General features: G+C 53.3%; 22 protein-coding genes. 16 read left to right on the top strand and 6 right to left on the bottom strand.

Annotated elements, in window-relative coordinates; translation table 11 throughout:
* Positions 1-15: 15 nt before the first annotated feature.
* Genes KP702_RS03765 through KP702_RS03775 form a run of 3 tightly spaced genes read left to right on the top strand, consistent with a single transcriptional unit; the run spans position 16 to position 2,161 of the window.
* Positions 16-282 (top strand): hypothetical protein, encoded by a 267-nt coding sequence (locus KP702_RS03765; RefSeq protein WP_202206709.1) that lies wholly within the window; start codon positions 16-18, stop codon positions 280-282.
* Positions 279-581, top strand: a complete 303-nt coding sequence (locus KP702_RS03770) for a hypothetical protein (protein WP_202206710.1) — start codon at positions 279-281, stop codon at positions 579-581. The genes KP702_RS03765 and KP702_RS03770 overlap by 4 nt, the downstream gene beginning before the upstream one ends.
* Complete coding sequence (locus KP702_RS03775) at positions 578-2,161, top strand: PepSY-associated TM helix domain-containing protein (protein WP_215768512.1); 1,584 nt, start codon at positions 578-580, stop codon at positions 2,159-2,161. The genes KP702_RS03770 and KP702_RS03775 overlap by 4 nt, the downstream gene beginning before the upstream one ends.
* A gap of 12 nt (positions 2,162-2,173) precedes the next feature.
* Here the strand turns inward: KP702_RS03775 and KP702_RS03780 are convergent, their stop codons facing one another.
* Together KP702_RS03780 and KP702_RS03785 are read right to left on the bottom strand one after the other, a co-directional pair.
* Positions 2,174-4,438, bottom strand: coding sequence for a TonB-dependent receptor (locus KP702_RS03780; protein ID WP_215768513.1), 2,265 nt, complete (start codon positions 4,436-4,438; stop codon positions 2,174-2,176).
* Between the two features lie 32 nt (positions 4,439-4,470).
* Positions 4,471-5,847: an Nramp family divalent metal transporter gene (locus KP702_RS03785; protein WP_202206713.1), complete on the bottom strand. Its 1,377-nt coding sequence runs from the start codon at positions 5,845-5,847 to the stop codon at positions 4,471-4,473.
* A 162-nt stretch (positions 5,848-6,009) separates the two neighbouring features.
* Between KP702_RS03785 and mntR the strand changes: the two genes are divergently transcribed.
* Positions 6,010-6,498, top strand: a complete 489-nt coding sequence (gene mntR / locus KP702_RS03790; protein WP_202206714.1) for a manganese-binding transcriptional regulator MntR — start codon at positions 6,010-6,012, stop codon at positions 6,496-6,498.
* Between the two features lie 4 nt (positions 6,499-6,502).
* Here the strand turns inward: mntR and KP702_RS03795 are convergent, their stop codons facing one another.
* The 3 genes from KP702_RS03795 to KP702_RS03805 all read right to left on the bottom strand — a co-directional run bounded on the left by KP702_RS03795 (position 6,503) and on the right by KP702_RS03805 (position 10,614).
* Positions 6,503-6,811, bottom strand: a complete 309-nt coding sequence (locus KP702_RS03795; protein ID WP_202206715.1) for a hypothetical protein — start codon at positions 6,809-6,811, stop codon at positions 6,503-6,505.
* Between the two features lie 326 nt (positions 6,812-7,137).
* A complete protein-coding gene (locus KP702_RS03800) occupies positions 7,138-9,501 on the bottom strand; it encodes a membrane-bound PQQ-dependent dehydrogenase, glucose/quinate/shikimate family (RefSeq protein WP_202206716.1) in 2,364 nt (787 codons plus the stop codon).
* A 294-nt stretch (positions 9,502-9,795) separates the two neighbouring features.
* On the bottom strand, positions 9,796-10,614 hold the full coding sequence (locus KP702_RS03805) for a DeoR/GlpR family DNA-binding transcription regulator (RefSeq protein WP_202206717.1): 819 nt from the start codon (positions 10,612-10,614) through the stop codon (positions 9,796-9,798).
* 268 nt (positions 10,615-10,882) lie between these two features.
* Here KP702_RS03805 and KP702_RS03810 point away from each other — a divergent pair, with 268 nt between their 5' ends.
* From KP702_RS03810 to KP702_RS03835, 6 genes are all read left to right on the top strand, one after another.
* Positions 10,883-12,475 carry an FGGY-family carbohydrate kinase gene (locus KP702_RS03810; protein ID WP_202206718.1) on the top strand — a complete coding sequence of 531 codons (1,593 nt, stop codon included), beginning with the start codon at positions 10,883-10,885 and terminating at the stop codon, positions 12,473-12,475.
* A complete protein-coding gene (locus tag KP702_RS16510; RefSeq protein ID WP_202206719.1) occupies positions 12,472-14,181 on the top strand; it encodes a glycerol-3-phosphate dehydrogenase/oxidase in 1,710 nt (569 codons plus the stop codon). Before KP702_RS03810 ends, KP702_RS16510 begins: the two co-directional genes overlap by 4 nt.
* Before the next feature lie 3 nt (positions 14,182-14,184).
* Positions 14,185-15,168, top strand: a complete 984-nt coding sequence (locus KP702_RS03820; protein WP_202206720.1) for a hypothetical protein — start codon at positions 14,185-14,187, stop codon at positions 15,166-15,168.
* A gap of 205 nt (positions 15,169-15,373) precedes the next feature.
* Positions 15,374-16,156, top strand: a complete 783-nt coding sequence (locus KP702_RS03825) for a triose-phosphate isomerase (protein WP_202206721.1) — start codon at positions 15,374-15,376, stop codon at positions 16,154-16,156.
* On the top strand, positions 16,153-16,977 hold the full coding sequence (locus KP702_RS03830) for a DeoR/GlpR family DNA-binding transcription regulator (RefSeq protein ID WP_202206722.1): 825 nt from the start codon (positions 16,153-16,155) through the stop codon (positions 16,975-16,977). The genes KP702_RS03825 and KP702_RS03830 overlap by 4 nt, the downstream gene beginning before the upstream one ends.
* Before the next feature lie 198 nt (positions 16,978-17,175).
* Positions 17,176-18,114 carry a beta-propeller fold lactonase family protein gene (locus KP702_RS03835; protein ID WP_202206723.1) on the top strand — a complete coding sequence of 313 codons (939 nt, stop codon included), beginning with the start codon at positions 17,176-17,178 and terminating at the stop codon, positions 18,112-18,114.
* 56 nt (positions 18,115-18,170) lie between these two features.
* On the opposite strand, the gene KP702_RS03840 is transcribed toward KP702_RS03835, so the two are convergent.
* Positions 18,171-20,438: a TonB-dependent hemoglobin/transferrin/lactoferrin family receptor gene (locus KP702_RS03840; RefSeq protein WP_202206804.1), complete on the bottom strand. Its 2,268-nt coding sequence runs from the start codon at positions 20,436-20,438 to the stop codon at positions 18,171-18,173.
* A 251-nt stretch (positions 20,439-20,689) separates the two neighbouring features.
* On the opposite strand from KP702_RS03840, the gene KP702_RS03845 reads away from it, so the two are divergent.
* The 6 genes from KP702_RS03845 (at position 20,690) to KP702_RS03870 (ending at position 25,366) form a co-directional block, all read left to right on the top strand.
* The gene (locus KP702_RS03845; RefSeq protein WP_202206724.1) at positions 20,690-21,313 is read left to right on the top strand and encodes a biliverdin-producing heme oxygenase; all 624 of its coding nucleotides are present in this window, start codon (positions 20,690-20,692) and stop codon (positions 21,311-21,313) included.
* A 68-nt stretch (positions 21,314-21,381) separates the two neighbouring features.
* A complete protein-coding gene (locus KP702_RS03850) occupies positions 21,382-22,296 on the top strand; it encodes a hemin ABC transporter substrate-binding protein (protein WP_202206725.1) in 915 nt (304 codons plus the stop codon).
* Between the two features lie 5 nt (positions 22,297-22,301).
* Entirely contained in the window at positions 22,302-23,321 is a 1,020-nt protein-coding gene (locus KP702_RS03855) for an iron ABC transporter permease (protein WP_086633933.1), read from the top strand.
* Positions 23,318-24,160, top strand: coding sequence for a heme ABC transporter ATP-binding protein (locus KP702_RS03860; protein ID WP_202206726.1), 843 nt, complete (start codon positions 23,318-23,320; stop codon positions 24,158-24,160). The genes KP702_RS03855 and KP702_RS03860 overlap by 4 nt, the downstream gene beginning before the upstream one ends.
* A complete protein-coding gene (locus KP702_RS03865) occupies positions 24,145-24,459 on the top strand; it encodes an antibiotic biosynthesis monooxygenase (protein WP_046899501.1) in 315 nt (104 codons plus the stop codon). Before KP702_RS03860 ends, KP702_RS03865 begins: the two co-directional genes overlap by 16 nt.
* A 121-nt stretch (positions 24,460-24,580) precedes the next feature.
* Positions 24,581-25,366, top strand: coding sequence for a DeoR/GlpR family DNA-binding transcription regulator (locus KP702_RS03870; protein WP_202206727.1), 786 nt, complete (start codon positions 24,581-24,583; stop codon positions 25,364-25,366).
* Positions 25,367-25,442 lie beyond the last annotated feature (76 nt).

The raw sequence follows: 25,442 nt of genomic DNA on the forward strand, positions 1-25,442 counted from the left end.
TCTGATGGGAACGTTATGATGACGACAGGGATTGCAATGGTTTTGGGGGCGGGGGGTGCTGTCCTGCTTTATATGGCCTCACCTGCTCAGCAACTGTGCACGCGACGCCCGGCATTTCGGGGATGTGTGGTTTCAGGATGTGTCATGCTCAGCATATCGTTGCTTGTTCTTCTGGCTACCCAGGGAAGCGGAACGGCAGTTTTTGAGTTTCTGACACTTCTTATGAGTGTCTGGTCTTTAGTGCCTCTGGCTGCTGCTGTGTGGCGAAAGAAAGTGTCATGACAACAGTTCCTGCAATGCTGACAAGCCGAAACTGGTTTCCAAAAGCGAGCGCAGGCCTTGTTCTCGGGCTGACGCTTTCTTGTGCTCTGATGGGTGTTCTCGGGTTGGTATCACATGTTGATGGGCAGCCTCGTGCAGTTGGTTCGCAGTTCCTGATGTGGCTCATAGTGCCAGTCTGGACAGGAATTCTTGGGACCTGTTTTCTATTTCGGTCAGGTTGGCATGCCTGGGGTATGCTCGGTCTGGCAAATGCGGTGCTCTGGGCCGTTTATATGGGTGTGCGGAGTATGGTATCGTGAAAATCCGCTCTGATATCGTCCGGATGTATCGCGAGATCCATAGTTGGGTCGGAATTGTCTGCGGGCTTTTTCTGTTCGTCGCATTTTATGCTGGATCAGTAACAATGTTTGAGCGGCCCTTACAGGATTGGGCCTCTGCACCAGTTGCCTTGCCGCCGCCCGTTGCACTGGAAAAAATGCCTGCACTTCTGGAGAAGACGTTTTCTGCGCATCCGGAGGCGCGACGCAATTACACGATTGTTCTGCACCCGACCGCGTCTCAGCCTGCGTCACTGGTCTGGGGGATGCCAGGAAGAATGCACGGCCCATCTTCTGCCAATTTCTCAGCACTTGCAGCAGACGGCTCTCTGGTAACGGTGCGTAAAGAGCCATCTCAGGCTGCATATTTCATCAATGTTCTGCATCAGCAGGTTGGGCTTTCGATGCCTCATAAAGCCGGGCGGCTTTTCATGGGTGTTATCGCGCTGCTGTATGCTGTTGCTCTGATTTCAGGAACGCTCGTTGTTATTCCTGGGCTTATCAAAAACCTGTTTGCAATTCGCCTCGGTCAGAACGTCAAGAGAATGTGGTTGGATATGCACAGTATGCTGGGCCTGTTTTCCCTGCCGTTTCATATCATCATGGCGCTGACTTCTGTAGTCTTCGCATTTCATGACGAGATTTACATGGCTGAACAGGCGCTCCTGATACAACCTCAGGCACAGCATGTTGCGTCCGGTTCCGGGCGCGGGCAGCATTCTCATAATGGGTCAGAAGATTTTCGGATACCTCTCGATCCGGCTCAGATTGTCAAAACTGTTGCCTTGCAGGCGCCGGGATTTATTCCTGAAACTCTGGCTTATAGTAACAGTCATGGTAGCCACCTTGCTCTGAGAATAACGGGACGTGATCCGCGATATGGTGCACGTGGGGCCGGTGGTGGATTTGCTGGCGTCGATCCCTATAGCGGCAAGCTTGTGTCAACAGAGTATATGCCCGGTCATCAGAGTTGGGCTCAGTCGGTTCTGACGTCATTCTTCGTTCTGCATTTTGGAAGTTTTGGCGGGCAGGGTGTTCGCTGGGGGTACGTTCTCCTCGGACTTGGAGGCGCGTTTATGTTCTATGCTGGGAACCAGCTCTGGGTAGTGTCTCGCAGACGTCGTGAGCGTGGAACCGGACGTCTGGACGATACGAGATCAACACGGATTCTGTGCGCGCTGACGATCGGATGTTCGCTCGGATGCGTAGCAGGTGTATCGGCTGTGTTTTGTGTTGCGCCTTTGCTTCCGGCGAGCGGCCAGATGACGATCGTGCAGGCTCTCTATTTTGCGATTTTTCTGCTATGTATTGGGATAGCGTTCTGGCTCAAGGAACGAGAAGCTATTCGCGTGCTTCTGGCATTTTCCGCAATTCTGACATGGATGATGCCGCTCTCTGCATTTGTGGTGACACCATTCTCCTCCATGCAGGCTTCGGCATTGGCTGTAGATGGGTTCGCCATTCTTTATGGCGCATTCCTGATGCTCTGGGCTGTGCGCCCGGAAGCCGGTCAACCTGTTCTGCGTCGCAAGTCTTTCTCCTCAGGCCCAGAGCGGGCCTGAAGAAGAACGTTTTTAGAAGTCGGACACAATAGAGAAATATGTGCCCCGTCGTTGTCCGTACTGAGCCTGATAAATACCAACGCCACTACCGTCTCGAAGCTGGTAGCGTTTGTCGAACAGGTTAACCACATCGGCGCGGACCTTGAGGTCATGACCCAGTGGGACGCGGGTAAACGTATACTGATATCCGATATTGAAAATGTCGTACTGGGGCTGCTTTTCCAGATTGGCAAAGCCACTTCGCAGTCCATAGCCATACAGGAAATCTACATAAGCCAGATGATGCTTGGTGGAATAGGACGCGCCTGCGCTGGCTGTATATTGTCCTTGATGGTCAAGTTGGATGGCATGTGCGCGGATGTAGCTCAGCTCTTCCGGATCGAACTGGTATTCCGCTGAATTAATCTCGCGTGCTGCCGTTTTCACGAAAGAGAAATTGCCAAACAGCGACCAGGGGCCTCGTCTCCAGGAACTTCCAAACTCCGCGCCATAGACGTGGCCACGGCGATAGCTGAAGGGAGCGAGAATAACCGCGCGACCGAACTGCCCAAGATCTGTGAGGTTATGTGCCCACTTGCTGTAGGCATCGACTGTAATCTGCAACTCGGGCGTAATGTGTTGCAGGATACCAGCATCCACGTAGTTGGATGTTTCAACCTTTGTTGGCGTATCTGTCAGGTTGGCTGCTGCATTGGTGGTGCCAGCAAAGCGCGCCAAGGTGGACGGATAGACATATTGCGGAGAAGGCGGCGCGAAGAACCGCGAATAGCCGATATGTAAGGTAGTGCTTCGGAATGGCTTCCACACCAGATTAGCGCGAGGACTGAGCTGTCCTTCATTTCCGAAAGACGAGGCAAACCGATCATAGCGGATGCCATAGTTGAAGGTGAGCTTCCGTGTAATGCGGTACTCATCCTGCACGTAAGCGCCTGCTTCAACGGACCAGTTGCCTGTATTGTCAATCAGGCGGAGCGGGGTGGACGATGTCTGTTGGCCGTCTTCGCCCACTGGGAAGGCAAGGGAGTTGGTATCGAGGCGCTCGGATGTGTATTGGCCCAGAAGACCGGCTCGAAGAGTATGGTGCGGAGCGATGTCGTACGACAAATCAAACTGCGCGCCTCCAGTGGTGAAGTCGTTCACTTCATGTTCGGCCACCCCTTGAAAAATAAGGTCCCGCGCTGGATCTGGCGTATAATCGATGCGGCCGTAACGGAAATACGGTGAAAGCTGAAGGTTCAGTTTGTCCTCGCTGTGTTGGTATGACACCACGGCGTAATAATTCTGCTCTGTCTGGCTGTCATCCAGAAAGCGCGATTGAACGGAAGGGTGTGACCAGTCTGTGCCTTCAAGCTGGTAGATTGGTTGCAGGCCCGTCGTATTAGGGAGCTCAAAGTCGGCGTAAGATGCGCTTGTCAGGAGCGAGATACGGTCGTTGTCATTCAGCTTCCACGAAAAATAGCCAAATGCTTTTTCCTGCTGTGTCGTATCATGCGTTGCCCGGAAGGACGCTGTTGGGTTCTCGATACCGATATTATTTCGGTTCATCGAAAGCGTTGTAAAATACTCGAAGCGCCCTTTTGAGCCGCCCAATTGTAAGGACGGTGCAAAAGTATTGTAGCTGCCACCATAGAGTGAAAGCTGGTTGTTTTTCAGGGTGGATCCGCTCTTTGTGTGAACGTCTACGATCCCTGCCGTTCGGAAGCCAAACTGGGCGGGAAGTGTTCCGGTCAGAAGGTCAACAGACTGGATAATGCGTGTATCCAGTTCCTGTCCGAAACCATTCAGACCTTCCGGAAGCAGGACGCCATTCACCCGGTACGTCAGGCCACCATGTTCGCCTCGGACATGAACTTCTCCGTAGCTGTCCTGCACGACGCCGGGCATTCTGAGCATGATCTGGCTGAACGAAGCATTCTGCCCTTGAGGGGTTGCCTGAATCTGTCGCTGGTCAATGCCGTAAGAGACTGCGCCAAGACTGGGGAAAATGCGTCCACGTGCCTGGTCCAGATGTCCCATGACCGTGACGTGCTCAGCGGACTTTCCTTCAGTCTGAGCGCGTTGCTCCTCGGTTTTTTTTGCGGCTTTTTTCTGATGTGCGGTCGATGGTGATGTATCAGCAGCAAAGACATCCGCACCCAGGAGGCCGGTGAGGAGTGTTGTTCCTGCGATTGCAACCCGAAAAGGCGCAACTGAAATTCTGGATTTTGCGATATGCTCTTTAATATAGCATTTGCTATGTCGTGGAGCGATTTTAGAACGTAAAAATGCTGTTGCCATGGCTGGTTTTCAATCTTGTCAGGAGGTGGCGTTCAGCCCACCAGAGTGTCGTACAGAAGCTTGAAGTTCAGGATGAGGATAAGACCTGCGACGATCCATGAGAGGGTAGTCATGAAGCTGCTGATGGTAAATTCACCCATTTTGCGACGATCAGAAACGAACATCACCAAGGGAATAACTGCGAAAGGAAGCTGAAGGGACAGGATGACCTGACTGGCCATCAACAAGGCTCCCACACCATGGCTTCCATAGAGGACAGTTACCACGGCCACGGGAATGATCGCCAAACCGCGGGTCAACAGTCGTCTTGCCCAGTGTGGGATATGAAGGCGCAGGAAGCCTTCCATAATGATCTGGCCTGCCAGCGTTCCGGTAACGGTGGAGTTTGTTCCGGCTGCCAGCAGGGCCAGTGCGAAAAGCGTGGAAGCTATGCCAAGGCCAAGAATAGGGGAGAGAAGATGATAGGCGTCTTCGATCTCGGCAACGTTCTGATGGCCTGTTTCGTGGAAGGCAGCCGCGGCTACAATAAGAATAGCTGCATTGATGAACAGTGCGAGCATCAAGGCAATTGTGCTGTCCCAGGTTGCCCAGCGAATGGCATCCCGACGCCCCACGGGCGTCCGGTCATAGGCGCGTGTCTGAACGATGGAGGAATGCAGATAAAGGTTATGCGGCATAACCGTAGCGCCAATGATGCCAATGGCGATGTAAAGCATTCCCGGCGTTGTTACGATTTCCGGCGCTGGAATAAGACCTTTGAGAATTGCCGCAACAGGAGGGGCTGCCGCAACAAGCTGCACACCAAAACACACGGCAATGATCGACAGCAGGCCGATGACGAATGCTTCCAGATAACGGAAGCCGCGCCCCATCAGAAGCAGAACCACGAAAGCATCCAGAATGGAAAGGAGTGCTCCGCCCAGAAGCGGCAGGCCGAAGAGCAGTTGCAGCGCAACGGCCGTTCCGATCACTTCAGCCAGATCGCATGCGATAATTGCCAGTTCGCAGGCCAGCCAAAGGACGATGTTTAATGCAGGGTTGAAATTATCGCGGCATGCCTGCGCCAGATCCCGGCCTGTAGCGATGCCCAGCCGTGCGGCCAGAGCTTGTAGAAGGATAGCCATCAGGTTGGACAGCATGATGACGCATAGCAGCGTATATCCGTATTGCGCGCCACCTTGCAGATCGGTCGCCCAGTTCCCCGGGTCCATATATCCAACCGAAACCATGTAGCCAGGGCCTACAAAAGCAAGAAAACGCTTTAGCCACGTTGTGCTTCCGTCAGGCACCCGAACGCTCGAAAAAACCTCAGGCAGGCTTGGTCGTTCCGCATCGTCATGGCGCGAAAAACGCCAAGCCGATTTAGTCTGAGGCTTCTGAGTGGGGGCATTGGAGTGCTGGCTGTACATGAGAATGCTATTCAATCGTGGAACGGAAAAATATGCAACATGCTATATTCATGAACGTTGTCTTTATTTTTTTTGCGAGAAGGCTAGACCGGTGGCCTATGGAATTAATGGGAGGAATGTTTTATTCCGGCGGGAATAATTGACTGAGTGGTTATCTTGAGAATGGAACAGAAGAAAAAACGACAAAAATCTCTGGTGGACATGCAGCTCCACTCAGAAGGGTTCAGGGCGAACCGGGCTGCCAGGCAAAAGGTTCTGGTGGAAGATTATGTCGAACTGATTTCTGATCTTCTGGCTGAGGGGCAGGAGGCGCGGCAGGTGGATATCGCCGGGCGTCTGGGCGTTTCTCAGCCTACGGTGGCTAAAATGCTAGCGCGTCTGTCAGCGGAGGGGCTGGTTACGCAAAAGCCTTACCGTGGGGTTTTTCTGACGGACACAGGGGAGCAGATGGCCCACAAGGCGCGTCACCGGCACGGAATTGTGGAAGCGTTTTTATTGGCTTTAGGGGTTAGTGAGGAAAACGCCCGGATCGATGCTGAAGGTATTGAGCATTATGTTGGGCCGGAGACCCTGTCAGCTTTTGAGGTTGCTCTCAAAGGCGGGCTGGCACAGTTCACTGCAAAGGTGTCTCAGGACCGGCGGCGAAACTGAGTATTCAGTTGCGCTGGCGTCGTGCGAAATGACAGCTCGATGCGAAGCGGCAGACGGAGCAGACAACGGTGATGGACGGATCCTCATTGAACAGGCAGTCCTCGGACCGCTCCATTGCGTAACCCTTTGGGGGAGGGTTCTTCTGAAAGGTTTCCACAATCTGGTGCATCCAGAGCTTTAGTCGCTCAGGGATGTGCTCATGATGATCGAGCCACCATTCCACATCACTCTGCGGGCGATCAATCTGGGTTGCGAGGTCCGCGGGTGTCCATCTCGTGACACTCAGGAAGTCGTTTAACGTTATGCTGCACATATCAGCATCTCCTGTGTCTCGAAGAAGATCTGACGATGTCGTACGCGGAGTTTGTGTTTTTCGTCAATATATCGTTAATTTCACTCCTGAAGGATGTGTTATTTTTTGAAACGTATTGTTGGAAAATACCTCACCGGGCGATAAAGAGCCGCTTTTGGGTTCAATACCTACGGGCGGTACAGAGCCATAAGGGTTTCTGTAGAGAAATGAGTGTCAGGGCTTTGCATGGTTGTCATGCAAGACTGTAACTTTGATATTTCTCGGGCGGATTGTGTTCGCGATTTCGTGAAGAGATTGCGGGCTTTGGGCCCGTAATCTGCCCCGCCTTATTCTGAAGGGAGGGCATAGGCGATAACATAATCGCCACGATTCTTGTTGACGCCTGAGCGGGTGAGGCCACCTGCTGTGACAACAACGTATTGTTTGCCAGTCTTGTCAGAGACGTAGCTCATTGGAGCGGCCTGAGATGCGACAGGAAGGCGTGCTTTCCAGACAACCTCGCCAGTATCCGTATTGATCGCGCGGATATAATTGTCGAGCGTTCCTGCGAAGAACACCAGGCCGGTGCGCGTTGCCAATGGACCGCTCATTGTGGGCATGCCAAGGGGAATCTGCACCCCCGGGACAAAACCGTGAATTGGCATGTCCTGGATTGTTCCGAGAGGCATGCTCCATTTTACCTTGCCGCTTCGCAGGTCAATGGCGTTCATGGTGCCGTAAGGTGGCTTGCCGCAGGGTAGGCCGAGTGGGGAGAAGAACATCGAGCGCACGACGCCCCATGGTGTGCCCTTTTGTTCGGAATATTCACCCTCAGCAGATGGCTTGAGGCCAATCCTGCGGGCTTCATCCTGTTTGATGAATTTTGCCCACTGAATCATGCGGATATCATTGACGAGAAGTGTTCCGGTGCTTTCGTCCACGGCGCCTCCGCCCCAGTTAATGCCACCGTAATAGCCAGGATAAATGATGCTGGCCTGCTTCTCATTGACAGGGGTGAACTCGCCTTCATAGCGATAGGACGCGAACTGCACCCGGCAAAGAAGCTGATCGAAAATGGTGCCGCCCCACATGTCGCTCGCTTTCAGGCGCTCGGCTCCAATGGATACGGCTGAGTAGGGCTGTTCCGGTGCCAGATACTGCCCTGCTGGCGCTCCATCCTGTGGGACCTTGCGCATTTCTACTGGAAGGATCGGTGTTCCATCGCGGCGATCCAGAACAAAGATCTGTCCGCGTTTGGTCATGGCAATGATTGCGGGGCGTGTGCCTCCGTGGCCGTCTGGAATATCATAAAGAATAGGTTGGGCAGTGGCGTCATAATCTACGAGATCGTGGTTTGCTGTGCGGAAGTGCCAGCGTTCCACGCCGGTTTTTGCATCCACGGCCACGAAGGCGTCATTATATTCATCCGAAGCCTTGCTTCGGTCGCCGCCCCAGAAATCAGGTGTCTGATTGCCAAGTGGAAAGAAAACAAGATCCAGTTTCGGGTCGTAGCTTGCCGTACCCCATAGATTGGGTGTTTCGGCAGGGTAGATTTCTCCTTCTGCCAGCGGTGTGGTGCCACGACGAGGATTGGTCGCATCCCAGGCCCAGACTTGTGCGCCTGTGCGAACGTCATATCCGCGAACGACGCCTGAGGGTTCGCCAGTGCGTTCATTGTCGGCGATGCGGCCACCAACGACAACAATATCGCCAGCGACGAGGGGTGCGGCTGTTGGATAATAAGATCCGGGGGCGGTAGGCCCTAGGCCGGTCAGGAGATTAACGGAGCCATTGGAGCCAAAGCTGTCGCAGGCCTTGCCCGTGCGGGCATCAATGGTGATGAGACGAGCGTCAATGGTTGTCAGGACAATGCGAGACGCGCAGGGGGCATTTTCATCTGATGCGGTGCTGTCGTGCCAGTATCCAACGCCACGGCAGCGCTGCCAGACCTTCGTCTGGGCATGCGGGTCAAACTTCCATTTCTCGGTCCCTGTATCAGGGTCAATGGCAGAGACAATGTTGTGCGGAGAGCAGATATAAACCGTGTCCCCAATCTTGATGGGGGTGCCCTGAAATTCCGCGCCATTGATGGCCATGTCGCCGGTACGATATGTCCAGGCAACGTTCAGTTTGCTGACATTTTCCCGATTGATCTGGGTGAAGCTGGCGTAGCGAGTTCCGGACGTTGTGCGCCCGTATGCTGGCCAGTCATGTTCTGTCTGATCAGGAGCCGTAGCTGCTGCTGTTTCTTGTGAAGGTGTAGGACCGGTGGGGGCAATGGTTGGGTGGACGCGGAACATGCCCGCGATGAAGGCAAAAATGACAACGCCGAGGCTGCTGGCGGCAAGACCGGTTGTTGTGCGTGTAAAAAATTTTCTTCCTGGTCCACTGAGCCAAGGGGCCATGAGGATGGCCACGAGGGCCACGAAAAGAAACACGATCAGCCGAGAGAAGCTCGGCCAGAAAGCAAAACCGACTTCACTGAGAGACCATAGAAGTGTTGCGGCCAGAAGGCCCAGCGCGATCCATGTGGACAGGATATTCCTGCGAAACATGTAAAAACTGCAAACGGCTAGAGCGATCCCGGAGAGCGCGTAAAACCAGGATCCACCAAAGGCAATGAGGCGACCGCCTTCGTAAATCAGAAAAGCAGCCATCAATGCGCCCAATGCTGCAATGATGCTGGAAAGAATTTGCGGAAGCCGCGTCATGAAAAGGAGCCTCCTGCAAATGGAAGGTTGGATTTCATGAATAAACTAGCGGGCAAAGAGTTTGTTGGAACCCTTTGCCAGAGAGAGGCAAGGCTGATGTATATCATGCTGAAAATCCTTCGATCAGGACTGATCAGCATGATGAGTGGCATATTTATCGAAATGTTATATATAACATCGATGTGATGCTATATATCTACTTCAATCAAGATGGTATCAGTTTCTGCGTGATATATTTTGTATAATTCGTCGTGGGTTTGTTATTTGTTGCTCTACTCACTGAGCGTTAGACTGTCAGCCGCATATTTCGACGTTGATACCGTCGTGCGTGAGGGCCTTGCGAATGGCGGGCTTCAGTTGTGAGTCTGTCAGAACAACATCGAAATCGCTTAATGCGGCCAGTCGGTGAAGGCCACCCTTGCGGAACTTTGTGCTGTCAACGAGAAGGACGGTCTGGTCCGCAATCTGCATTAGCGCCTGTTTGACTTTCACAACGTCCTGATCGTTCTGAAACGCCGTTTCGTTGTGGATTATGGACGTGGACAGAAACATCGTATTGGCGCGGAGTGATTTTGCTGCCTGTTCGCACACGAGACCAAAAAAGGCATTTCTTGGCTGGTTGTAGTCACCGCCAAGGCAAATGAGTTTCAGGTTGGGGTAGGGGGAAAGTGCCTGAATAACGCCCACAGCATTTGTGATGATGGTCAAGGGGGCTAGCGCTGGCAGCAAAGGCAGCATAGCTGCGACTGTCGTGGAATCGTCCAGGACAAGAATTTGCTCAGGCGTAATCATCGAAATAGCCCGCTGAATGATCGACTCTTTCAGATCGGGCGCGCGTGACTTTCGGAAATTGACGGTTTTCTGAGTGACGACGCGATTCTTGAGAACAATACTGCCGTGCAGCTTATCGATCAGTCCTTGGGCGGCCAGCGCGTGAGCATCACGGTGAATTGTCATTCTGCTGACGTCAAAACGCTCAGACAGATTCTCGATTGTGGCACTTCCTGTCTCTAGAAGGACGTCGAGGATCTGCTGCTGACGGGCACTGTTGTCCCTGCGTTTGCTGAGAAGGACGGCGGGGGAGGTAGCTGGAACGCCCGAACCATCAGTCATCTGTCAAAAAGATCCTTGTCATCGGGTAAGGCCAATTATGGCATCGCGACATCTACATACCAGCGCTGACCAAATTTGTAATGTTCTGATCTGCTCTGCGGTGTGCTTTTCACGGGAATTATCACACAAAGATTCTTGACGCTGGAAAAGTGATATTTATCACATTGACGGCAGCATGATAACACTTATATCACCTAATAATAACATTTATGGTGTTATCGGTTGAGCGATTTGCTAAGGCCGATTGCAAGAGTGTCCGGAGGGCGAAATGCGCCAGGATTTCACGATCGGGATCGATTGCGGTTCTACCACGACGAAGGCTGTCATCTTCTCGAAGACAGGTGGAATTGTAGGGACCGGCCGTCGTCGTGTTCCCCAGCATATGGACGAACCGCGTCACGTTGAGCGGGATATGCATGAAGCATGGCAGGCTGTTGTGGAAGCCGTCCGAGAAGCCTTGGACGTTTCCGGACTGAGCGGGGATGATATTGCTGGCGTTGGGGTGACGGCACACGGTGACGGACTTTTTGTTCTTGACCGCTCAAGGCAGCCATTGGGTCGAGGGATCATGTCGCTCGACAGTCGGGCCACGGAGATTCATGACGAATGGAAGCAGGAAGGCCGATTGGAGAAGATCGTCCCCATTGCGGGGCAGCGTCCTTATCCCTATTCCGCCACGACCCTGCTGGCGTGGATGAAGCGTCATCAACCAGCTCGTTATCAAGCCATTGGCACTGTCTTTTTTGCCAAGGACTGGATCCGCCTTTGTCTGACAGGGGAAATTGCGACAGATCTGACAGAGGCCAGCACATCTTTCACGGATCTTTACACACAGGATTACAGCGACAGCATCCTTGATGTGCTGGATCTGCGTGAAATCCGCGGGGCGCTGCCCAAAATGCTACTGTCCTGTGACCAGGGGGGAACGATCACGGCAGAAGCTGCTCGTGCGACCGGCCTACGGGAAGGAACGCCCGTTGCTGTCGGGTTGCATGATGTGACGGCGGCGGCTGTAGGGTCAGGTTACACACGACCAGGTGATCTTTCGATCACGGCGGGCACTTTTTCTATCAATGAAATTTTCCGCAGTCGGCCTGTCATAGGTGATGGCTGGTCCTGCCGCGCAGGCTATCGGCGCGGGTTGTGGAACTGCATGGCTATTTCGCCCGCGTCGTCCAGCAATCTGGAATGGCTCGCGCGCATGCTTCTTCCCGAGGAAAAAGAGGCCGCTCAAGTTCTCACAAAGGAAGTTGAGGCGAAGCTTGGGCGTTCTCGCGGCGAACGACCGATCCCGCTGTATCATCCGTTTCTTTTCGGATCACCTTATGAGGCACCGGCAAGTGCATCGCTATTCGGGGTGCAGTCCTGGCATGATCGAGCGGATCTGTTTCAGGCGATGATTGAAGGGACAATCTTTAACCATCGCGAGCATGTTGAAACCCTGCGTCAGACAGGTGCTGTGCATCGCCTTGGTGTGTCAGGCGGGGGTAGTAGCCAAGCATCTATTGCCCAGATGTTTGCGGACATCCTCAACATGCCTGTCGAAATTTCCAGTGTTCGTGAGGCGGGAGCATTAGGAGCTGCTCTCACAGCGAGTGTAGCTGTCGGGCTTTATGGAGATCTTGAGGAGGCGGTGGCCGCTCAGGAAATTCCGATGAATATTTATCAGCCGGATCCCGCTCGCGCACGAATCTACGAGGCTATTTATCGCCGATATGTCGCATTGACGTTGGCGATGAAGCCTTTCTGGTCTGGTCTGTACGAGGCCGGTAGCGAAGTCAGCGGCGAACCGGAAACTCCCGTGGGACCGGTCATGAATTATGCGCTCTCAGCCGAAATCGCGAAGGAAATGCATTCGTGAAGACACTTTCAGCCGTGCCAGATAATGCCGAATTTGATGTCGTCATTATTGGGGCGGGCATTAATGGCGCTGGCCTGTTTCGTGAACTGGCTCTTCAGGGCGTGAAGACGCTCATTCTGGATCGAAGCGATATCTGTACGGGGGCGTCCTGTGCACCATCTCGTTTAATCCATGGTGGCATCAAGTATCTCGAAACGGGCGAGTTCAAGCTTGTGGCGCAATCGACGCTGGAGCGAAATCTGCTCTTGCGGAATGCACCGCATTTCGTTCGGCCATTGCCGACTGTTCTACCAATCCGCACCTGGCTTGGGGGAATTGTCACATCATTTCGTCGCTTCCTGAACCTGGGTGGCAAAATGACGGATCGTGGCGCGCTGGTTCTGGAAGTCGGACTTCAGATCTACGATTTCCTAGGACGCCGTGCTCGCGTCATGCCACGACATTCCCTGTCTCTTAGCCAGAAAACGCGCCGTGAATGGCCGCATATGGCTAAGGATGTTGTGGCAACAGCACAATATTACGATGCTGCGATCACGCAGCCTGAACGCCTTGGATATGAGTGCGTGCAGGATGCACTGGAAACGGCTCCGAACTGTGAGGCCGTAACCTATGTTGTTCCAGAGTCCTTTCAGGGCGAACAGCTTGTCTTGCGAGATGTGCTCACCGACGAGGTGCGAACGGTAAAAACACGCGTTTTGGTCAATGCTGGTGGTGCTTGGATTGATCAGATCAACGCGATCCTGGGTCATCCAACGAAATATATTGGCGGTACCAAGGGGTCTCATCTGCTGCTGAAGCATGATGAACTGCTGCGAGAACTGAAAGGCCGGATGGTCTATTTCGGGACGCCGGATGGACGGATCTGTCTCGCATATCCGTTTTTTGGGCATGTCCTGGTTGGATCTACCGATATCCGGATCGACGATCCGGACAAGGCTGTCTGTACGGACGAGGAGCAGGATTACATGCTGCGGATGCTGGCTGATCTGTTCCCCGGTTTCCATATCGGAAGCGAGCAGGTCACCTACCGTTATAGCGGCGTTCGTCCGCTACCGGCCACCAATGCGGCCGATCCATCTGCGATCAGTCGCGATCACATCGTTCATGAAGACAGGCTGGGTGCGACGCCTGTTCTGTCTCTCGTGGGTGGAAAATGGACGACTTTTCGCGGGCTAGGTGAAGAAGTCGCGGATCGTGTACTGGCGCTGCTGGGGCATCCGCGAAGCACGTCAACACAGGAATTGGCCATCGGCGGCGGCCGTGGTTTCCCGCAGGCAGATCAGCATACCGCCTATCTGGACAGGTTTGCGACGTCTTTTGGGCTGCCGCGCCCGCGTGCGTCCGTGCTGCTCGACCGGTACGGAACGCTAGCCAGAAAGATCGCAGCATTTTGTCAGGAGGTGGCAGACGCCCCTCTGCGAACGCTCCCGTCCTACACCCGTCGTGAATTGATGTTCATTGCTGAAAATGAACTGGTTCGGCGTCTGTCGGACGTTCTCTACCGTCGCACGACAATTGCACTCAGTGGCGCCATGACGCCGGCAGTCGTGCAGGAGGTTGCAAACATCATTGGAGGAACGCTGGGCTGGGACGAGCGGGAAGCCGCCCGTCAGGCTCAGGATGCATGGAGAGAAGGGCAGGAACGCCACAATCTCCGCGATCAATTTCCCCTGTCATCTGAACCCCTTGAAACTCTGAAAGCTTGAGCCATGAACCGCTACGAAGAAAAAATTGCACGCATGCGCGCTGGCAAAGACACGCGTTATGATTTCATCCTTGCGGATGCCAAGGATTCAGACATGGCAGCGGGCATCAGCGCGATGGGCAATCGCCGTAATCCGCGGGCTGGGCAGTCCCGGTTCCGGACGCGGCCGCAATATTTGTCCGAAATCCAGTCCATTATCCGCCAGGATATTGTGGATATTATGTTGACCTCGGTCTCCATTCTGGAAGATCTGCTGGAGCGTGATGCGTTCGAGGGTACGAAAATCCAGAAGGCGATCCGTGCCAACGATACGACGGACCTGTGGCGTGGGCGTGGTGGACACTACCGCGCGCAAAAATCTGTTCCGTTCCGCTCTGCATCGTTGGAGCGGGCACAGACAAATCTTGGCCTCTATTCGATGACATTTAACGGTGATGTTGATCAGGATACGCTGGCTCTGGAAGAGTTTGCGCGCTTCCGCGAAGAAGCCAAAATCAACGGGTTCTCTTACTTCCTCGAAGTCTTCAATCCGAATGAAGGGCATATCGCGCCAGAAGATTTCGGGGTGTTCCTGAATGATATGGTTACCCGTGCACTTGCTGGTCTTCGCAAAGAAGAGAAGCCTGTCTTCCTGAAAGTGCCGTTCAATGGCAGCGAGGCTTTTGCGGAGCTATGTGAATATGACCCGAGCGTTATCGTCGGAATTATGGGCGGCGGAAGTGGTACGACGCGCGATTGTCTGGAGCTGATTCATCAAGCCCAGAGCAGCGGTGCTCGTGCAGCGCTATTTGGTCGCAAGATTGTGGATGCTGCGGACCCGCTTTTGCTGATTGAAGCCATGCGCCGCGTCACGGATGGGGATCTCTCTCCTAATGAGGCAACGCATTTCTATCATGATGGCCTTGCCCGCAAAGGAATTGCCACACTTCGTCCTGCGGATGCCGATAGTCTGGTGACGGAGAGTGTTCTTCTGGAGCGGGCAGCTTAAAAACTTACAAGGGCAATAAAGTTCCTGTTTTCAGCATCTTCGTACCTGCCTTTAGGGCCCTCCTGGAGAGCGGGTACGGAGAGTTGAATTGAAAATATCATTCATTTCGGAACTTCATGTCTTTGGAGTGTTATGATTTAACGCTAAACATGGCTTAGGTTTAGCGATCAAGATTCGATGGTCGCTGCCTTCTTTCGGGAGATGAATGGTGACTCGCAAAACAGTCTGGATCGGTACGAACTGGAAGATGAACAAGGGACCTGCCGAGGCCTTGGCTGCTGCAGAAGCGCTTAAGGCCTATCGAGCGCCGGATGGCGTGAAGCCCTTCATCATCACACCATTTACGTCCCTGCAGGCTGTTGCGAGTGTTCTGAAGGACGCGGACGTGCTCGTCGGTGCGCAGAATATGCATTGGGAAGAGAGCGGTTCGTGGACGGGTGAAATTTCTCCCGCCATGGTGAAAGAGTGCGGGGCGGATATCGTCCTGATCGGCCATTCGGAACGTCGTCAGCATTTCGCGGAAACGGACTGGACTGTTAGTCGCAAGATGTCTGCGGCACTTCGTCATGATTTACGGCCTTTGCTGTGCATTGGCGAAAGCCTTGAAGAGTACGATTTCGGTGTCACGGCCGAAACTCTCGCCCGACAGCTCAAGATTGCATTGCATGATGTGGCTCATGCAGATCTCCCGAAAATTCTGATTGCCTATGAACCGATCTGGGCGATCGGTGCAGGAGGGCGCGCTGCCGACACTGACTGTGTGGCAAAAGTTCACGCGGGGTTGCGGGCCGTTCTGTGTGAAATTGCCGGGAAGGATATCGGTGATCGCGTACCACTACTCTATGGCGGAAGTGTCACGCAGGATAACGCCCGTAGCTATGTGAACCAGCCAAATGTGGATGGCGTATTTGTGGGGCGCGCAGGCTGGTCAGTTCCAGACTTCGAAAAGCTGATTGATCGTGTGATCGAGGAAAGAGCACCTGCATGATACCCGATATCCTTCATGGAAGCCGGGCTCTGTCCGCGCGGCGTCAGGCTGTTCTGGACTATGTCACGGCGCATGGCTGTGTTCTGATCCAGGATTTGCTGGTTCAGTTCACTATGACCCGCGCAGCCATGAACCGTGACCTCCACGCGCTTGCAACGCAGGGCCTGATCCGTAAAGTTGGTGAAAGCGTTACGACGCTCTCCAATGCTGTGGCGGCAAGCAGCATCATGCTGCGTGCTCGCCAGGCTGTGCAGGAAAAGCTGGGTATTACAGCGATCGCTGCGGGTTTGATCGAAGAAGGCGATACGATCGCTTTGGATGACTCAACAACATCGCGCTTTTTATCCGAACGCTTGCCGGCAATCGGTCAGCTTACTGTTGTGACGAACAGTCTGGGGATCAGCACGAAGATTGGGCGTTCTCGTGATATCAGCCTGATTGCGCTGGGTGGACGATATAATCCAACCTTTGATGCGTTTCTCGGGGTTTTGTGTGAACGCAGTGTCACGTCGCTTCGGATCAACACATTATTCATGTCCACCTCAGCTATTCACGGACTTTCGGCCTACCATCAGGATGAAGACCTCATCAAAGCCAAAAGTGCGCTGATGAACATGGCCGATCGGCGAGTTCTGATGGTGGATAGCCGTAAATTCGGAATCAGTGCGCTCAATCATCTGGCAAATCTGACGGATTTTGATGCCGTCATTACGGACTCTGGCCTGCCAGATAATGTCGCGGACAAGATGATGGGAGCGGGCGTCAAACTGCATATTGCAGACATTTCTGCCAAAGACATGCCAATAGCTATGATGGCCTGATCATCCGTCTTTCGAAATAATGCAGAATTTATCGCATCTTAGTTCGGTCTGACGTACAACTTGTAAAACGTATGGTCTGGTTTTGATTGACGCTGGCATTTTTGTGACAGCATTTCGGCCGGACCATCTAAAACCAAATGCTTTTTATATTGTTCTGTATCAGGAGTATCCTGAGACAAGTAAAAGCAAGGACGGTTTATGACTTCCAGTCATTGCAGCGGATTAATTGTCGTGGACAAGAAGGGCGCACAGCTTCTTTTCCTGGACCCGATAACGCTCGAAGTGCTGGATCATATTGGCGGCATGCCGAGCCTGCCACATGAACTGGCCATAGATAATGGTCGTGGGCTCGCATTTGTACCAGCCTACGGAAATGGTTTTCACGGCAACAATCCTGTCCCAAACCATTTCGTTTCAGTTATAGATCTGCATGCAAGAACCAGATTTTCAGACATTGATCTGACACCTCTTGAATCTCCGCATACGTTGCGTTTCGGTCCAGATGGTTTGCTGTATGTCTGCTGTGAGGCAAGCGCTGCCGTGGCGGTGATAGATCCGGAGACGAAGAGAGTAATACGTGTTCTGCAGGCATTTTCCCGGAATGCACATAGGCTCGCTGTTCTTCCGCAGCGTAAGCTTATCGTCACGGAAAACGAAGAAGATGCGACACTGACGGTTCTGCGTATTGGCGATGATAGCTTCAGGCGTACGATTGTTCTTCCTGCGCCCTCTGCTGGTATTGATCATCTGCCGGATGAAAAATTTCTCGTGGTCAGCAATGCCTTGCATCCTTCGTTATTTCTAATGGATGTCGATGGGGGAGAGCTGCGTCAGGAAGTTGAACTGAAGCATCATCATAAAAGTGCACAGATCGTGCGGGTTAGCCCCGATGGAAAATGGCTTCTTGTGATTGGAGATTTTGAACCGATTGTAACATTGATCAGCCTTCCTCAATGGGACCAGTACCCCGTTCCCGTTGGTCGGAAACCGATGGATGCGGCCTTTAGACCCGATGGCACAACAGTGCTTGTGGCGAATGAAGATGATGGCACATTGACTGAAATCCAACTTTCCAATCGCAAGGTGCTGCGAACAGTGAAAGCTGGCTTCGGGTGCGAGACACTTGGTTTTTTTTGAAACACCGTGACGTATTCTGGCGTGGGTCACGGTGTTTCAGGTCGGGGTTCTGACGCTTAGAAATTGATGAGCGTTGTCACTTTAAAACTGCGGCCGGGCTGCGTGTAATAGGACTTGGGAACGCTAATGCTGTCAGGTACATCCAATGCATTATAGTAACGTTTGTTGAACATATTATACATGCCGGCCTGCACGCGCAGGTTCGGGAAGAATTTTGGCGAGTACCAGCCTGTTAAATCGAAGAGTGCATAGCCCGGTGTCTTGTTCACATTAGACGCCATGTTCTGCACCTTGTTGCGTGCAGCCGCGAATGTCGTGGAGAAATTGGCGCCCCAGTGTTCCCGATTGTAGGCTACGCCCACAATTCCGCGGAATGGTGCAACCGAGTTCAGGTGAACATGTTCATCGGTATCCTGGCCATCAGAATAGGCAAGGGACGTCCATACCTGCCAGTAATTGGCGAAAGTCCAGTTAGCGCGTGCTTCTACGCCGTAGATACGGACATGCTGGCGGTTGACGTATTCGAAAACACCAAATGGGTAGTATCCGCCGATGCCGGCGGCTGCCGCTGTTGTCGTGATCGTATCGATGAAATTGTGGTAGTAATTATCGAAGAATGAAATTGTTGCGCCGCGTTTGGAATCTCCATATCGCGCCCCGACTTCCCAGCCACGACTGGTCTCGGGTTTGAGGTTCTGGTTCCCGATCGAGACATAGCTGCCTGTACCACCATAGGTCAGGTACATTTCTGTTGCGGAGGGCGCACGGAAAGCCTGTGAGTATTGTCCGTAAAGCGTAAGGTTTTTCAGCACCCGGGCTTCGACCAGAACTTTCGGAGAATAATGCGAGCCGCTGGCCCCGTCCGGTGTACCTTCATATGCGGCATTTCTAGCATAGCTTGCAGTGTATTGTGGGCTGCGTCTGTAATGATCGAAGCGGAATCCCGGCGTAACGTGGAGCCATTCCATTTTCCCGAAACCAATTCGGTCCTGCACTATCGCTCCAAGATCTGTGCCATGAACATCAGGCATATCGGACTGGTTTACATGCAAGAAACTGCACGAATAGATCCGTGGGCTGCAATTATCGAGACCCGCAGCATATTGGCTGGTGTCTGTAATATAGGCTTCTCCGCCAAGGGTAATGACGTGATGGAATGGGCCAGTGAAAATATTTGACGTGATGGAGCCGGTTGTTCCGTATGACTGAACAGCTAGATTGCTGTTCCTGTCATACTCCCCAATGGGAGCTGTCAGTCGAGTGGCGGCTGTGTCTGTGATTGAATTAACCTTTTGCCAGTAAGCAATGAGATGCGCTTCGCTGATAAAGGCTGTGGGCTTCTCAGACTTATAATCGTAGCTACCGGAAACGCGCGTGCGCTTGCTTTCTTCCAGTGTGTGATAGCGGCTGTAAGTTGAGCTGATACTGCTCAGAGTATTTTCGTTGTAATTCCGATCAAACACTTCACCCGTTAAGCCGAAGCGATGACCGCCTTCCACGTATTGATGAATTTTACCCAGGAAGTTTCCTTGTGTGTAGGAGGCTGGATCTTTGTCTGATCGTGTGGACCCAACGCCGCCTGTGCCCCCCATATTTCCGGTTTGGCTGCCGGTCTGATAGCCGCCCTGAACCAGGATCATTGTGTTATGATAACGTCCGGCAAGAGCCTGGTTGAGGTATCCACTTTCGCTGGAGCCATCATATGTCAGCTTGGTCAGGCCGCCATAAGCCTTGTTGCCTGTCAGAAGGTCTTCCGGGTCCAGCGTTTTGAGTGAAACAACACCGCCGAGTGCACCTGTTCCGAAAAAGCCGGAGTTCGCGTTTTTGACAATGTCGATCGAGCCAAGAGAATTGAAATCGTAGGATGAAACACCGCCGCTGACACCACGTGCGCCGTCATTCGCCCAGATCGTTCGAATGCCGTCTATGGTGGTGAGAATGCGGTTCTGATCCAGCCCACGCATATTAATGCTGAGATTGTTATTGTTGTAATTTACTCCCGCGTCCACGCGACGAGCATAGTCTGAAATGCTGTCAATCATGCGGGACTGAAGTGTTTTAAGCGTTGTTGTCAGAGTCATGACACGCGGTTTCCCGACGGCACTATAGTCCGCATCCGGGTCAACTTTCATTGACCCAATGATGTCTGCAACGGCCTGCCCTCGAACATGGAGGGGCTTGAGCTGAACTGTAGGCGCCGCTTCGGCGTGCGGTGGAATGCTGTCTGTTTTTGCATCTCCGACATTCTCCAAGCCGGTGCCGGACTGTGCCTGAGCAGACGGTAACGATGCAAAAATACAGACCAGCGCGGAGGTCGCCAGCATGGGCTGTCGCAGAAAACGTGTTGGACGAACGCTATGTCTGCTCATGGAAGCCATCACCCTTAAATGAGAACCGGTCGCATCTAATGGCGAGGGATTTTTATAGCGTCAATCTAAATGATAGTGATTCTCATTTTCATTGAAGGTGCCGGATGAATATGCCACACAGAGCCGCGTCGACTCTTTTCTTCGAGAAGGCGAGCCAACGATTCAGGTATTCATTCCGGCTGAGATCAAAAGGAGAAATGGCGGATATGAGCGCGTTTTTCACCGACAATACGCTGTCCCTGGCGCTCCGGGAAAAGACAAAATCCATTCATGACCGGACCGATCATAAGATCATGTCCATGGGAATTTTTTCCAGTCTGGATGGATATCGGATCTTTCTTTTGTCTCAGTATGTTTTCCTGCGAGATATGACAAATATTTACGAAAACGAAATATTGCGAAATCTTCTCCCTGATCTTAAGGCGCGTAACCGCTTTCCCTGGGTGGAAGCTGACATGAGAGATCTTGGTCTTACTGCCCCGATGGCGCATCGTGGGAATGTGATTCCGCTCAATCCTTCGGTTGCCGTAGGTTGGTTATATGTCGCGGAAGGATCGAAGCTTGGGGCGAATATTCTGTCCAAGATGGCGATGGCTCTGGGCCTGACAGAAAGTTTTGGAGCTCGTCATTTGGCGCCAGCCCCGGAAGGGCGGGGCTTATCGTGGAAAATGTTCAAAGCGGCAATCGATAACGCAGAACTGGACCGGGCTATGTGTGTTGCTGCGGCTGAAGAAGCCTTTGCGCGCTTCTCCAGTTGTATTGATCAGATGGTCGCTTTGAGTTCTGGGCGTGATTTTTCGTTCAGCCGGAATGAAAGAGCTAGCCTTTAAATGAGAATGACTTTCGATTGCATGGTTCCAGGCGACAGATGTTTCTTGATGCGAGAAGGGCAGGGGCGATGAATGGATTTGGTTTGGAACGCCGCAATTTTCTAAGTCTGATCTGCGCCAGCGCTTTAATGCCATCCTGTCTGCATGCTGCAACCCGTATGGTTACGGACAGTCGCGGTCGTCAGGTTGTTCTGGGAGCCGCTTCCAGAATTGCCTGTATTGGAGGAACAATCACCGAGACGCTTTATCGTCTTGGGGCCGCCGATCAAATTATCGCCGTTGATACGACTTCGACCTGGCCGGAAACTGCACTGAAAGATAAAAAATCTCTGGGCTATATGCGAGCCATCTCCTCGGAAGGGGTTTTATCCGTAAAGCCGGATCTCATTCTTGCGATGGACGCAGCAGGCCCGGCCGATGCCATGTCTCAGTTGGTGGCGTCAGGTATTCCGATTGTGTTTGTCGATTCAACGCCTTCGCCTGACGCTATTATCGGCCGGACGCAGTTTCTGGCAAAAGTTGTGAACCGTGAGCAGGCGGGCACGCAGCTTGCTCAGGATATTCAGCAGAAGTTTTCTGCTCTTAAAGACTGGCGCGACACACATGCTGCGTCACCGCGCGTCCTGTTTATTATGCGCATGACGAATAACCGTCCGCTCGCGGCGGGGCGTGGCACCGCTGCCGATGCCGTTATCCGGCTTGCAGGAGGCGTCAATGTCGGAGCGGATCTGCAGGGCTACAAGCTCCTGAACACAGAATCCCTTGTAGCCCTGAAGCCCGATATCATTCTCACAATGAACCAGGGGGGCGAGGATATCCGCAAAGCTTTCTTGAGCGACCCCGGATTCAGTTTGACGCCAGCGGGGCAAAAAAAAGCCATTGTAGAAATGGAAGGGGAGCGCCTTCTAGGATTTGGTCCGAGAACGCCCGAAGCTGCGCTGGATCTGGCACGACTGATGGCAAAAGCGGAGCATCCTGCGTGAGGGCAATGCGCGTGCATGCGGGCTGGATCTTACTATCGCTTCTGCCGCTGCTAATTCTTGTCATGCTGGTCGCAGTCGAGGTTGGTGCAAGCGGGGCAGGCATTGGTACGCTCCTGCATGCACCGGACGTTGCGACCAGAAATCTAGCCTGGATGGTGATCGCGCATATTCGTGCACCACGTGTCGTGCTCGCCGCCATGGCTGGTGCAGCTTTGGGGGCCGCGGGTGCAACGATGCAGGGGCTTTTTCGGAATCCATTGGCTGATCCGGGGTTGATTGGCGTGTCTTCCGGGGCGGCTCTGGCTGCTTCGTGCGTCATTGTACTGGGCGTTGATATGGCTCAGTCAGGGTTTCTAAACGGTTGGGCCGTGCCTTTGGCCGGAATGCTGGGCAGCTTTCTCGTCACACTCCTCCTTTACGTCTTTGCGACCCGCGCTGGCATCACCTCTGTCACGACTGTTCTGTTGGCTGGCGTCGCGTTCGGAGCTTTTTCTGGTGCATTGACGGGCATTCTCATTTTTCGCGCCAACGACACGGCGCTGCGAGATCTGACGTTCTGGACTCTTGGGAGTTTCTCGGGGGCAAATTGGGAACGTATTGGCCTGCTCTCGCCATTTCTTGTCCTTGCAGGCGTGATTGCGACACGTCTTGCTGTTCCTCTGAACGCCATGCTTCTGGGTGAAGCAGATGCTGCTTTGATGGGGTATCCTGTCGAGCGGACAAAACGGCTGGCAATGCTGGGGGTGGCTGCATCCGTCGGGCCGGTAGTCGCGTTTGTGGGCGCCATTGGTTTTGTTGGCGTTGTAGTTCCTCACCTTGTGAGGTTGGTCACCGGTCCAGACCACCGTCTGGTTCTGCCTGGCAGCGCTCTTCTTGGGGCTATTCTTCTCACTGCGGCTGATACGATTGCCAGACTGGTTGCGGCCCCTGCGGAACTGCCTGTTGGCATAATTACCGCAGCACTCGGAACCCCGGTCTTTGTCTGGCTTTTGAGCCGCATTCATGGAGCGGACATTCCATCATGACACTGGAAATTCAGAACGTCTCAGCCAGAGCAGGTGGTCGTGAGATTGTTCACAACCTTGATCTGGCGCTCGCGGCAGGAGAAATTGTTGCTGTTGTGGGACCTAACGGCGCGGGCAAAAGTACGCTCCTGAAGCTCGCATGCGGCTTGATGTCGCTACATGGCGGTGAGATCCGCTTTGATGGCTCAAAAATTGGATCGCTTTCCGCAGGCGAACTTTCTCGCCGCCGGGCGCTCTTGCCCCAGGAGTGTCCGATGCGCGCGCGCTTCACGGCGCTGGAGCTGGTTCTTATGGGGACAGCTATTTCGGGGCAGGGCCGCCCGATGGCTGCGCGTGTTGCGATTGCACAGGACACGCTGGATCGCGTCGGGCTGTCATCGTTCATGGAACGCGACATTATGACGCTATCCGGGGGGGAAAGGCAGCGCGTTCATCTTGCGCGGGTGCTGGCGCAGCTTGAGGCCGCAGCGCGGGACGGCGTGCCCGGCTGTCTGTTGTTGGATGAACCTTTGTCCGCACAGGATATGGCACGGCAGCGCCTCATTCTTCAGATTGCAAAGATGCATGCCGCGCATGGCGGAAGCGTGTTGCTGGTTCTGCATGATCTGAACTGGGCTGCGGCCTGTGCCGATCGTATCGTCGTTATGCATCAGGGGCGGATACAATCACACGGTCTCCCCCGTGACATCCTGACTTCTGAACTTCTCCACGACGTTTTTGGGATTCCTGATGGCTGCATTCATCAACATTGCAGCACGGGGCGTCCGTTCATTGTTCCGCATGATCTCGTCATGCCGGAAGATATCAACAAGAGAGAGACATCATGTATATTGCAATGAACCGTTTCAAGGTACGGCCTGATAGCGAAGATGCTTTTCGGCAGCGCTGGCTGGAGCGGGAGGTCCTGCTGAAGACCGTTCCAGGATTTGTCAGTTTTCAATTCCTGCAGGGGCCAGCCAAAGAAGATCATGTTCTTTATGCGTCTCATACGGTCTGGGAATCTTATGAGGCCTTTGTTGGCTGGACACAGTCTGAGCAGTTCCGCGCTGCTCATGCGGGCGCCGGGCAAGGCAAAGTGCTGACCGTAGGGCCGCCAGTCTTTGAAGGCTTCAAGGTTCTTCAGAATATCGAAATCTGAAATGTCTTTGATGGTGGGGTGATTAAAAAGCGTCACGGGGTCTGTCGCTGACAAAGTTCGTGATTGCGCGTTTTTGTTCGTGTTGTCACACTGCTCTGTAAATCACTTCAGGTCAGTGTACATGAGCAACCCCACCATCAGGATCAACCCTCGTCAGGAACAGATCATCCGACTGGTTCGCAGTCAGGGCTATGTGTCGAACGAAGACATGGCACAGCAGTTCGATGTGGCGGTGCAAACCATTCGGCGGGACATTGGGTTTCTGGCAGAGCAGGGGCTACTGACTCGACATCACGGCGGAGCGACACCGAACTCCACCATTGAAAATATCGCCTACAATGAACGGCAGATACTGAACCTGAAGGCCAAGGATGCGATTGGCCGTTGCGCGGCGTCTCTCATTCCTGACCGCTCGTCCCTGTTTATTAATATTGGTACGACAACCGAGGCTTTCGCTCGTTCTCTCGGCGGCCATCGGGACCTGCGGGTCGTGACTAACAACCTCCATGTTGCGTCTCTTATTTCCGGAAGACCTGATTTTAGAACCGTGATCGCAGCGGGAGAGCTCCGTCCCAAGGACGGGGCAATTCTGGGCGCTGCTGCGATTGAGACCCTGGATTCTTTTCGGACAGAGTTCGGCGTGATCGGCATCAGTGGTATCGCAGATGACGGGACATTGCTGGATTTCGACCTGAATGAAATTCAGTGTGCCCGTACGATTATCCGAAATTCTCGCCGTGTTCTGCTGCTGGCAGATCATACAAAATTCAGTCGGCAGCCCATGGGGCGCGTGGGTGGACTGGCAGATATTGACGATCTGATTACCGATCGCCCCGTCTCGGACGCATTTCAGGCGCTTCTGGACGCGGCAAATGTGACGCTACATATCGCTCAAACATCACAGTAGTGCGCGAAAAAAAGAACACTAATCTGTTATAAACCGAAGATCCCTCTTTACTTTATCGTTCAATATGCGCGAAAAC

Origin of the sequence: Gluconobacter sp. P5B12 (assembly GCF_018812035.1) — a bacterium.
Taxonomy (GTDB): Bacteria; Pseudomonadota; Alphaproteobacteria; order Acetobacterales; family Acetobacteraceae; genus Gluconobacter.